Origin of the sequence: Microvirga aerilata (assembly GCF_016743775.1) — a bacterium.
Lineage (GTDB): Bacteria > Pseudomonadota > Alphaproteobacteria > Rhizobiales > Beijerinckiaceae > Microvirga > Microvirga aerilata.
The window spans coordinates 1-10,799 of record NZ_JAEQMY010000120.1 but is presented as its reverse complement, the minus strand read 5'-3'; the positions used below and the strand labels follow the sequence as shown (position 1 = coordinate 10,799).

The window sequence follows — 10,799 nt, the reverse complement described above, 5'->3', positions numbered from 1 at the left end:
TACGGCATCAGCTATCGCGATCTCGCCGAGATGATGTCTGAGCGCGGCGTTGATGTTGACCCATCCACGATCTTCCGTTGGGTTCAGCGCTATGCGCCAGAGATCGAGAAGCGGATCCGGCTCTACCAGGGATCTCGCTCAGGCTCCTGGAGAGTGGACGAGACTTACGTCCGCGTAGGAGGCAAGTGGAAATACTTGTTCCGCGCGGTCGACAAGCACGGCCGGTTGATTGCCTTCATGCTGTCTGATCACCGCACCACCAACGCCGCTTATCGTTTCTTGCGTAAGGCTCTGAAGACAATGAGCGACTATCCGCCGTCCTCGATCACAACGGACAAACTGGCCTCGTACCCGAAGGCCATCCGGCGCTTACAGGGCGAAGGGCTGCTGTCCAGGGATGTCGAGCACTGCACCTCGAAATACCTGAACAACATCATTGAGGCGGATCATGGTGCGCTCAAGCGCGTGATCCGTCCGACGCGCGGCTTTCAGACCATGACCACCGCCGCTGCGACCCTGAAGGGTTTTGAGATCATGCGCATGATCCGCCGCGGTCACTGCATCCAGCGGGAGCGTCGAGTGACAGGCGAAATCCGTCTCGTCAATCAGTTCTTCGGTCTTGCAGCCTGAGCGGCCCGTTGAACTGGGTTCGTTATGCCCTTTTCAAGTTACTGCAACAGTGCCTTCTCATCGAGCCGGGACGATGGAAGCGGACCTCATTCCCGACCGCGCTCTCTGCCGCTGCCACCTCAGGCATTTCCTGACGGTTCACCTTGTCGCGGCAGGTGCCCAGTTGCCCACATAGCTGCCTGAGTGCGATTGGCCACGCCGATCTTGCGCAGGATGGCTTTGACGTGGACTTTGATGGTGGCTTCCGCAATATCCAAATTGCGGGCAATGATCTTGTTGGGCGAACCCTGCATAAGGCAACCCAGGATTTGGGCTTCTCGCACGGAGAGCTTGCACTCCCTCATATTAGAAGGCTCCGGCTCGGCCACTGGATTATTATGGAGTGGCTGCTCTGGATTCTGGAACATCTCACTTAATACCGAGTGCATGATCGCCGAGGGCAGAACACTTCCTCCGAGCATGACCAGTTCAAGGGATTTGATCAGAACTTCAGGGGAACTTGCTGCTTCACAGAAACCATCAACTCCTGCCTGGAGTCCGATCCGCACAAAGCCGAGATCGAACTGATCCGCCAGAACAACGACCCGCGCCTTCGGGAACCGTTGTTTTGCTGCCCTGACCGCCTCAAGCATGCTGCTGGTGTCTTGGTTCGCTTGGATGACGAAGAGTGCAGGCTCTGGCACATCTTGGATCAATCGTGGACCTGTGACCGCACCTGCCTCAGCCAGCACGAACGGCGTTTCCCGCAGGATTTGCTGGAGTCCCGAACGCAGTAGGGAGTTTTTGCAAATCAGAGCCGTTGCAACCGTTGTCTCAAGACCGCTTGCCTGATCTTCAGTCCGAAGGGTCGGCTTAGGTACAAGCTTGATCGTTTGCACAGTCATGTCTGCCACCTGCTTAGCTTTTGATGTGAAGGGAAAAGTACAGAGGCAACGAGCATCATGTCTATCGGAAGACGCGATGCACATGGCGAGTAGGTAGTCAGGGCATTGCCACAAGCAAAGCACTATCACACGCCTCAGAGATAACCTATGTTAATTTCTCCGTTTTGCTCGATACCTCGGAATATGTGCCGGATCGCCGCGATCTACATCGTTGAGTATGCTGTCGCCACGATTAGAAGCTTAGCATTAGGACTGCAATAATTCACAGATGTGGACCGGACATGGTCCTGACCCGCCCAACTGATCAATTTCGAGGACAATCTTTTCCGGCATTTTGACCTGAGAGGGGCAGGACCAATCCGTTGGACCACTAACATTTAATCCGGATCTCGCATTGGGGCCGACCACACCGGTATTTGGGGTGCCCCAGCACGAGGATTTGAGCCATGTCCACAGCTCCGCTTCACCAAGTTCTTACCCTTGGGATCACATCGGCAACAACAGCTTCCACTTCATCGGCCTGGATGCCGGCGGCGCTATTGTCCTGCGCCAGAAGCTCTCGTGTGGCCAGGTCTAGGCGCAGCTGGCCAACATGCCCTGCTGCCTGAGCGGCATTGAAGCTTGTATCGGCCTGCCAGCGCCTGATGATCGTGCCGGGGGTGGACTGATCATCGCCAGTGCCATGGTGGCCAGCATCGGCAACGGAGCCGCCTTCAGCCGGGAACGTGACTATGGGGCCTGGCTTGGCTTGGTTCCTCGCAGAACTCCACCGGCAACAGAACCTTGCTGGGCCGCCTCCCTACCTGTGATCCTTGTTGATCCGAGCGGCCCGCGTGCTGCTGCTCTGGCCAGCGAAGTGGCGCCAGCCCAGCTTTGGCGCATGGCTGACGGCCGCCTCGATGCGCCTGCACCACAACGTGTTTGCGGTAGATTTGGCCAACAAGCTGGCGCGGATTGCCTGGAGTGTGCTGAGCTAGAATCGCATTTATGAACCACGTACGGCGGTTGTGATGGGTAAAGGGCAGCATCGCCCCTGCCCTGCATCAACCGCTTGGAGCGCGCCAAGGTCTGCGAGAAGAAGACGAGATGGGGAACGGTCGCACGGGTGCTCTGGTGACCCACTTGGCCGTAACAGGGCCGGTTCGCTTATGAGAACCGATGCGCGGATATCCATGATGGCCAAGAGCGTTGCTCCGCAAAGGGTCGGATACATGTGTGCAAGATCAACCTCGCCTATCGGAGACTCTTGCGGCGCACGGCCGGTCCATACATCTGAGTCAAGCAGTGAAATTCGGCGACCTTGAGGGACGTCTGATTACGCGAGGATTGCTGCCCTCAAGCGTAGGTCTCACCTATGCGACATCCGGACCTTTGCGCGTTGAGCGTTTAATCTTTGGAGGAATACCCGGAACGGGAACTTGTTGATGCCGTTATGAGAGACATGTCGCGATTAACATAGGTTATTCGCGGCAATTTCCTGAAAGGATCGCCATAATGGCTATGACCCGAGGAGCAGCTCTTGCCGCTGTCCCCCTCTTTGCCTTGGTATGTACTCAAGCACTCAGCTCCACCGCACAGGCGCAGCGGAGCCAAGCTCAATCCTCCCCAACGGCGCCAGCCATGCAGATGGACAGCTCAGCCCTGCAGGGGGCCTCCAAGATGGACGACAGCGGCACCATGAAGCGTGCCGACAAGGACATGGGCCGTGTCATCGCCAAGCTTCAGGAACTCGGCGCTAAGCCCCTTGGCACACTGGCCGTCGAAGAGACCCGGAAAGGTCCGACACCTGCTGATGCGGTCAAAGCTTTGCTGAAGGACGAGGGTAAGGACCCAGATGCGCTTATGGCACAGATGAAGGTGGCCAAACAGGACATCACCTACTCAGGCCCTTCAGGTGACCTGCCTGCGCGCGTCTACAAGCCGGAAGGGGCTCAGGGTGCGCTGCCCGTGGTCGTCTTCTATCATGGCGGCGGATGGGTGATTGCCGACATCAACACCTACGAAGCCTCGGCCATGGCTCTGGCCAAGAAAGCCAATGCGGTGGTGGTATCAGTGGAGTATCGCCACGCACCGGAGCACAAGTTTCCGGCCGCCCACGAGGATGCCATTGCAGCCTACTCATGGGTGCTCAAGAATGCACAATCGTTTGGCGGCGATCCAACTCGGGTTGCCGTGGCAGGGGAGTCAGCAGGTGGCAATCTTGCTGCCAATGTTGCCATTGCTGCCCGTGAGGGCAAGTTCCAGCAACCTGCGCACATGCTCCTCATTTATCCGGTGGCAGGCACTGATATGACGACTACCTCCTACAAAGAAAACGAGAACGCCATTCCGCTGAGCAAGCAGGCTATGGCGTGGTTTGCGAAGAACACGGTCCAGTCTGAGGCCGACCTGAAGGACCTGAGGCTCAACCTCGTTCAAGCTAACCTGAACGATCTGCCGGATGCGACTGTGATCACGGCGGAGATTGACCCCCTTATGTCTGAGGGCAAAACCCTGTCTGAAAAGCTTAAGGCAGCTGGCTCGAAAGTCACTTACCAGAACTTCGAGGGTGCAACCCATGAGTTCTTCGGCATGGCTCCAGCCGTCTCTGATGCAGACAAAGCGCAAGACCTCGCAGCACGCGAACTGAAAGAGGCATTCTCGGTCAAAGCGACAGGCTCGACGGGTACGCGCTCAGGCGAGAAGAAGCAGTGATACACCTAAGCAGGGGCGGCATTCACCACAGGCCTAAAATTCGTATGCGAGTGATATAAACCCTCAAGCCACCACCAAGGCCCCGCAAGCAGCCAGAAAGCCTGCAACCGGTGCATCTGGGTTAGGTGAACCGGTGTACTCAAGCAATGGCTGTCGTCACAATGACTACTTCCGCCCCTGTGTCCCGCCCCGTGTCTGAGCGGGAGCGCCTAGAGGAGGCGCTCCGCCGCTGCGCGGGCGGCGATCCCGCGGGTCTGCGCACCATCTATGATGCAGAGGCCCCCCGGATGCTTGGCGTGGCGACGAGGCTCCTGCGTCGCAGATCTCTCGCCGAGGAGGCGGTACACGATACCTTCCTGCAGGTCTGGCAGCACGCCTCCAGCTTCGATGCCACCCGCGGCAATGCTGACACGTGGCTCTACGCGGTGCTGCGGAACCGGGCTCTCAACATCCTGCGCGGCGAAGCCCGCACGGAACTTACCGAAGATTTCGAACCAATGGGTCTCGCAAGCGAAGATGAGAGCCCGGAGGCCATTGTGCTGCGCCTCTCCACCACGAGTGCCCTCAAGCGCTGCCTTGAACGACTGAAGCCCATTCAGCGTCACGCGGTTGTGCTCGCTTACGTGCACGGCCTGAGCCATGGCGAACTCGCCGGTAGGCTTGATGTGCCCCTCGGCACTATGAAATCCTGGATGCGCCGCTCACTTGCTGCGCTCCGGGAGTGCATGCCGTGAGCCCGGAGCATGAACAACTCGCTGCACAGTATGTCATCGGCCTGCTCGATGGCAACGAGCGGCGCATCGCCGAGCGTCTCAGCGAACATGACGTAGACTTCCAAGCAGCCGTCGCTCAATGGCAGTCCTGTCTGGCGGAGCTCGACGCTACAGCCACACCCGTGCTGCCTGAAGGTGAGCTCTGGAGCAGAATCGAAACGGGTCTCCGCCGGGCCCCGGCACCGCTGCGGATTGAGGATCCCACGCCTGTCGCAATCCCAAGCCCCCACGCAGCCTTCGCGGCGCTCTGGCAGTCTCTGCGGTTCTGGCGCATCACCGGCCTTGCAGGCGCCTTCGCGTCACTTCTGCTGGCGCTTGGTGTGGGGCTGCTCGCCACGCGGGCGACACGCGAGCCGGTGCTCATTGCAGTTCTGCTGACTGAGCAGAACCGTCCAGCCGCAGTTGTCAACGCCTTCGCCAATGGTGAAGCTGAACTCATCCCGCTTGAGGCGATCCCTGTTCCGCCCGGCCGGGCACTCGAGATCTGGACGCTCTGGGATCGCGCACGGGGCCCAGTCTCGATTGGCCTCATCGACCAGGCACGCACGGTGCGCCTCAACATTGGCAACCTACCGCAGACCGGCCCCAACCAACTCTTCGAGATTACCCTCGAACCGGCCACAGGTTCACCCACTGGGCGCCCGACCGGACCCGTGCTGATGAAGGGCACCACAAGCACCACGCTTTGAGCAAAGACGCCCAGCTTTCTGCTGGCGGCACGTTGTTGGGATGACTCCGTAGGGATGTCGCTGGGAAGCATCAACGACTACAAACTGGCCCGCAGGGTGCGCACAGCCCGGCAGCAAATCGGGTATTGATTGTGTTAGGGCGAGCCGCTCCCAAACTTGGTGATTTGCCAGGAGGAGCGTTTGTCGTCAGAAAGCCGGGCGATCCAGAAACGCTCATCCAGTTGATTCCGCACCTGCTCAGTCCCATTCTGGATTGATCAGCCAACCAGTATCCGGACGCCTCGTAAAACTGAACCGCACCAGGAGTTCCAGAGGCTCCAACACCTGACAGGATGGAGCCATGACGAAGCGAACACCCCCTTATTCACCAGAGGTCCGCGAGCGGGCGGTCCGGATGGTTTTCGAGCACCGGGACGAGTACACCTCGCAGTACGAGGCGATCCGGTCGATTGCGGCCAAGATCGGCTGCTCAGGCGAAACGCTGCGCCACTGGGTGCGGCAGGCGGAGCGCGACCAGGGCTTGCGCCCCGGACCGAGGAGCACAGACCAGGAGCGGGTCAAGGCGCTCGAACGTGAGGTGCGGGAACTGCGCCAAGCCAACGAGATCCTGCGCCAGGCCAGCGCGTATTTTGCCCGGGCGGAGCTCGACCGCCGCTTCAAGCCATGAAGGCCTTCATCAACGAGCATCGTGAGGTTTACGGGGTCGAGCCGATCTGCCGTGTGCTGCCGATCGCCCCGTCGACCTACTACGAGCACGTCGCCCGCAAGGCGGATCCTGATCGAAGGCCTGCACGCGAGCGCCGGGACGCCGACTTGTGCCAGGAGATCCGCCGGGTCTTTGCGGAGAACTTCGGCGTTTATGGGGTCCGCAAGGTGTGGCGGCAGATGAAGCGCGAGGGGATCGCGGTGGCACGATGCTCGGTCGCCCGGCTGATGCGGCAGATGGGTCTCAAAGGGGTGGTTCGCGGCAAGAGCATCAGGACCACCGTCAGTGACGCCGCAGCGCCATGCCCGCGCGATCCGGTGAACCGGCAGTTCAAGGCGCCGCGGCTGAACGCCTTGTGGGTGAGCGACTTCACCTATGTGGCGACCTGATCGGGCTTCGTCTATGTGGCCTTCGCCATCGACGCCTTCGCCCGCCGGATCGTGGGCTGGCGCGTGTCGCGCTCGGCCCGGGCCGAGTTCGTGCTCAATGCCCTGGAGCAGGCGCTCCATGACCGGCAGCCCCTCCTGCGAGCCAACTTCATCCACCACAGCGATAGGGGAGCCCAATACGTGTCGATCAAATACACCGAGCGCTTTGCCGAGGTGGGCATCGAACCGTCAGTTGGCGGTGTCGAGGATCCGTACGACAATGCTCCGGCGGAAACCGTCCTCGGGCTCGTCAAGACCGAGGTGATCCACCGGTGCGGTCCGTGGCGCTCGTTCGAGGCCGTCGAATTCGCCACCCTCGAGTGGGTCGACTGGTTCAACAACCGGCGCCTGCTCGAGCCCATCGGCAACATCCCGCCCGCCGAGGCGGAGGCCGCCTACTACGCCCAACTTGAGGTCATGCCGATGGCCGCGTAAAATCCAAGCCAACTAGCCTCCGGAAAACTCGGCGCGGTTCATTTTTGATCGATCCGTGATCCTGCTCTGCGTCCGATGGTACTTGGCTTACAATCTCAGCTTTCGAAACCTCGAAGAGATGATGGCCGAGCGCGGCATCTCCGTCCATCACGCGACTATCCATGGATGGATCGTGCGCTACTCTCCCGAGTTGCTCGAACGCTTCGATAGACGCAAGAGGGTCGTCACTGGCAGATGGCACATCGACGAAACCTATATCAAGGTGCGCGGTCAGTGGCGGTACCTGTACCGTGCCATCGACAGCAACGGCGATACCGTCGAGTTCTGCTTCAGCAGCGGCGCAATCTGGCGGCCGCAAACCGGTTCCTGCGCAAGACGCTCAACTGTCCTGGTCGTCCGGAACGGACTGTCATCGATGGCACCCAGACCAACCGCGAAGCCATGCTGTTCTGCGATACCGCGTACCAGCTTAGAAACAGATCGCGGCGCGATCTGAGACCCATTCGCATCCGGCTAAGCGCCTACCTTAAGAACCGCATCGAGCGGGATCATCGTGAGATCAAGAGGCGAGTGCGACCGATGCTCGGGTTTCAGTCTGATGTCAGTGCCGGCGTGATCCTGGGCAGCATTGAGATGATCCATATGATGCGCAAACAGCAGGCGAAATATGCCCGTTATCCGCAGCCGTCACTCGCTAAGCAGTTCGATTTCTTCGCCGCATGAGCTTAACACAGCATATCCTCCTTTCTCATCCCTGCTCCGGATTTGCGACGGAACCTCCCTCGCTGGTGTATAGACCAGAAAAGACTTCTACATTGATGGAGACCACTGGCGGACGGCCTTAAGAAGGCCTGCGCTGCAATCGTCGTGGGTGGCGTGTTCCGCTCAGCACGGAGAAAACGGCGTCGGTGACGAAGCCGTAGACGAGGTGCGCGATCAAGCCCCGCGCATGGGCCGTCCAAGGATATCGGCCGGGCGGCGCCGCGGTGCCGAGCAGCGGGTTCGCGATCTCATCCTCGATCACGAACAGGGCGAAGCCGTAACCCAGGCCGCGGCCTGCGCCCACGTAGTTGACGCGTTCGCGCATTCCCCCGTAGAGCATACCGGGCATGATGCCGAGGCTGTAATGCACGGTGAGACCGGCCGGGTTCTCCTTAGGCGAGGAGGGCCTCACCCCTACGGCGTCAGCGCCCATCTTGGCCATCACGTGGGCCGGGTCCATGCCGCCCGGACGTGCCGCCTCGGTCTGGCATCGTGTCTCCTGCGTGTCGAGACCGCGCTCATACATGAACCAGTCGACCCGATCCATGACCCAAACGCCGACAGCTCCAGCGACGGCGCCTTTCAGGAGGTCGATCACGAGTTCGCCGCCGCTCGCCTCATTGGCCCTCCGATGTCCTCGCGGTTGGTGCCCATAACGCGGCTGTGTCCGAGGTTGGCCATCCGCTTGGTCCCGTAAGCCGTTGCCGGGGTGCCTTGGGGTGCGAAGATGGGCTTCTCGAGAGGCATGCATGCGAAATCTCCTCATTGGAATCTTGCGAACGTCATCGCCAGCCCCCTTGCGCCGCCGACTGATTCAATCCACCAGCGTTGGTAGTCACACTCTATCCAAAAGCCCTGAATTCGCATCCTGGTAGTCACGTGCAGCCTAGAGCATCGGACGAGAAGTCAAACTCGGTAAGTTCTGCACCACAGCGATGGTGGGTCCATCTCGGAATCGGCCAGGGGTGCGTCCACTTAACCCGATGGTCTAGGGGTAACGTCCTCTTTTGACCATAGTTCGATTTTGCCCCGAGCAGTGTAGACTTGAGTGCAAACATTAGTGACGAATGGTCCTCCAGTGCACTGACTCGGTTCAGGATGGACGACACGAAGGCTTTGATCGCTCCGGCTACTTCCCAAGGAGCTTAGAGCGGTAGAAGGTGCCCAGCTCAAACGCCGCTGGGGTAAGCGGATACGCGGCGAGACGGTGCAACGTTCCCGCGGCCGCAGCCCGGTCGCCATGCGAACGAAGCTGATAACTTCGCTCTTTGCGCTTCATCGGCTCCGGCGTTGGCGGCGCAATCAAGATGAGCCCTCTCAGGCTAAGAGAACACTCGGTCTGCCTCTCATTATGGTGCTCTCGGTTACGACTGCCCGCCGGCCTCATCACCCCAAAGCTCCTTCAGGCGCCGCGCGCGACCGCAAGTCGTGCTGTAGTACTTATACTTGATGGGATTCTTAATATAATAATCCTGGTGGTAGTCTTCGGCCGGGTAGAAGGCCGTGGCCGCGACGATCTCAGTCACGATCGGCTGCTTGAGCTGACCAGATTGTGCAATCGCTGCCTTGGTCGACTCTGCCAGATGCTTCTCTTCCTCACTGCTGTAGTAGATACCGGCCCGGTACTGCGAGCCCCTGTCGCAGAATTGCGCGTTCGCCGTCAGCGGGTCGTGGTTGCGCCAGAACACCTGAAGCAGCTTCTCGTAGGTAATCTTCGAAGGATCATAGACAATCTTCAGCGCCTCCGTATGGCCAGTCTTTCCGGCCGAGACCTCCTCGTAGGTGGGGTTCACCCGCATTCCGTTGGTGTACCCGGAGGTCGTCGAGACCACGCCATCGAGTTTGTCGAAGGGTGGCTCCATGCACCAGAAGCAGCCGCCAGCGAAGATAGCCACAGCCACCCTTGGCGCTTCTGACCCCTGAAGAGTCGCGCTGCCTGGCCAAGCAGGCGTCACCCCGAGGGAGAGAGCTAAGCCTGCGCCGAAGATAATCGCCTTGAGGTTCATCGTTGTCTCTCCTGTGCTTGCCCGAGCCGTGTCGCGCCTCAGGACGCTTCCGCTGGCGAGAACGTCATCGCGACCCCATTCATGCAGTAACGCAGCCCGGTCGGCTTTGGCCCATCGTTGAACACGTGGCCAAGGTGGCTGCCGCAGCGGCGGCAATGGACCTCGGTGCGTGTGCCAAGCCAGCCCCGATCCTCGGAGGTGCCCACTGCACCCTCGATTGGTCGCGTGAAGCTCGGCCAGCCCGTACCCGAGTCAAACTTGTCGGCTGAGCGGTAGACGGGGAGATCGCAGCCGGCGCACGCGAACGTGCCCATGCGGCTTTCGCGATCGAGCGGGCTCGACCCGGCACGCTCAGTCCCGTGCTTGCGCAGCACCTTGTGCTGATCTGGCGTCAGCACGCGCCGCCATTCCTCATCCGTATGTGTGACCTCAAACGTTTCGGCCGCATGAGACGGAGAGCGGGGGAACGAGCCGACCGACAAGGCGCCGGTCAGTACAGCGGCTCCTCTGGAAAGCAGGGTACGCCGGTTCATGATCCATATCCTCCATATGTCGAAGCTGAGAGCTCGAAAGGCTGACCCCACTGCAACCGAGGTTGACGACTAACGCAAACTGCAGGGTTTTGCCCTCGCATAAGGCTGTCATGAGAGACACGACATAATGATATTCGCCGGAGAAGCGCTGTTCGTTACACGACTATTGAATATTTTTGGCACTAAAGCGAATTGTGGATCAGTGTACGGCATAGCCGGCATGCCTGATCCAGCCTCGGGCATCCTTTGCGGTGATGGT

At 59.9% G+C, this 10,799-nt stretch carries 10 protein-coding genes, 1 pseudogene and 1 other annotated feature; of the genes and pseudogenes, 6 read left to right on the top strand and 5 right to left on the bottom strand.

The features are described from left to right. The coding region (locus JKG68_RS28590; protein WP_202065413.1) for an IS6 family transposase at positions 1–630 on the top strand (630 nt) is incomplete at its 5' end. A gap of 119 nt (positions 631–749) precedes the next feature. Here the strand turns inward: JKG68_RS28590 and JKG68_RS28585 are convergent. Beyond that, entirely contained in the window at positions 750–1,514 is a 765-nt protein-coding gene (locus tag JKG68_RS28585; RefSeq protein WP_202065412.1) for a LuxR C-terminal-related transcriptional regulator, read from the bottom strand. Positions 1,515–3,173: 1,659 nt separating this feature from the next. On the opposite strand from JKG68_RS28585, the gene JKG68_RS28575 reads away from it, so the two are divergent. The 5 genes and pseudogenes from JKG68_RS28575 (at position 3,174) to JKG68_RS28555 (ending at position 7,962) form a co-directional block, all read left to right on the top strand. Then, on the top strand, positions 3,174–4,208 hold the full coding sequence (locus JKG68_RS28575; protein WP_202065411.1) for an alpha/beta hydrolase: 1,035 nt from the start codon (positions 3,174–3,176) through the stop codon (positions 4,206–4,208). Between the two features lie 161 nt (positions 4,209–4,369). Beyond that, positions 4,370–4,942 carry a sigma-70 family RNA polymerase sigma factor gene (locus JKG68_RS28570; RefSeq protein ID WP_202065410.1) on the top strand — a complete coding sequence of 191 codons (573 nt, stop codon included), beginning with the start codon at positions 4,370–4,372 and terminating at the stop codon, positions 4,940–4,942. Next, a complete protein-coding gene (locus JKG68_RS28565; RefSeq protein ID WP_202065409.1) occupies positions 4,939–5,670 on the top strand; it encodes an anti-sigma factor in 732 nt (243 codons plus the stop codon). Before JKG68_RS28570 ends, JKG68_RS28565 begins: the two co-directional genes overlap by 4 nt. A gap of 340 nt (positions 5,671–6,010) precedes the next feature. Next, positions 6,011–7,239 (top strand): annotated as a pseudogene (locus JKG68_RS28560) (IS3 family transposase). Then, positions 6,292–6,408, top strand: a sequence feature (AL1L pseudoknot). Its footprint overlaps the pseudogene before it by 117 nt. A 40-nt stretch (positions 7,240–7,279) precedes the next feature. Next, a protein-coding gene (locus JKG68_RS28555; protein WP_202065415.1) for an IS6 family transposase occupies positions 7,280–7,962 on the top strand; the annotation gives its coding sequence in 2 pieces (ribosomal slippage) (positions 7,280–7,574 and positions 7,574–7,962; 684 coding nt in all). Between the two features lie 118 nt (positions 7,963–8,080). Here the strand turns inward: JKG68_RS28555 and JKG68_RS33950 are convergent. The 4 genes from JKG68_RS33950 to msrB form a co-directional block, all read right to left on the bottom strand. Continuing rightward, positions 8,081–8,599 (bottom strand): DUF1440 domain-containing protein, encoded by a 519-nt coding sequence (locus tag JKG68_RS33950; RefSeq protein ID WP_202065408.1) that lies wholly within the window; start codon positions 8,597–8,599, stop codon positions 8,081–8,083. Then, positions 8,596–8,748 carry a hypothetical protein gene (locus JKG68_RS28545; protein WP_202065406.1) on the bottom strand — a complete coding sequence of 51 codons (153 nt, stop codon included), beginning with the start codon at positions 8,746–8,748 and terminating at the stop codon, positions 8,596–8,598. The genes JKG68_RS33950 and JKG68_RS28545 overlap by 4 nt, the downstream gene beginning before the upstream one ends. Positions 8,749–9,365: 617 nt before the next feature. Beyond that, positions 9,366–10,007 (bottom strand): peptide-methionine (S)-S-oxide reductase MsrA, encoded by a 642-nt coding sequence (gene msrA, locus JKG68_RS28540; protein WP_202065404.1) that lies wholly within the window; start codon positions 10,005–10,007, stop codon positions 9,366–9,368. Between the two features lie 38 nt (positions 10,008–10,045). Continuing rightward, positions 10,046–10,543, bottom strand: coding sequence for a peptide-methionine (R)-S-oxide reductase MsrB (gene msrB / locus JKG68_RS28535; RefSeq protein ID WP_312891017.1), 498 nt, complete (start codon positions 10,541–10,543; stop codon positions 10,046–10,048). Positions 10,544–10,799: the final 256 nt, after the last annotated feature.

What these genes read in the sequence shown, in the direction of transcription:
- msrA (WP_202065404.1), bottom strand. Translation starts at nt 10,007, where the DNA reads ATGAACCTCAAGGCGATTATCTTCGGCGCAGGCTTAGCTCTCTCCCTC.
- JKG68_RS28545 (WP_202065406.1), bottom strand. Translation starts at nt 8,748, where the DNA reads ATGCCTCTCGAGAAGCCCATCTTCGCACCCCAAGGCACCCCGGCAACG.
- JKG68_RS28585 (WP_202065412.1), bottom strand. Translation starts at nt 1,514, where the DNA reads ATGACTGTGCAAACGATCAAGCTTGTACCTAAGCCGACCCTTCGGACT.
- JKG68_RS28575 (WP_202065411.1), top strand. Translation starts at nt 3,174, where the DNA reads ATGGACGACAGCGGCACCATGAAGCGTGCCGACAAGGACATGGGCCGT.
- JKG68_RS28570 (WP_202065410.1), top strand. Translation starts at nt 4,370, where the DNA reads ATGACTACTTCCGCCCCTGTGTCCCGCCCCGTGTCTGAGCGGGAGCGC.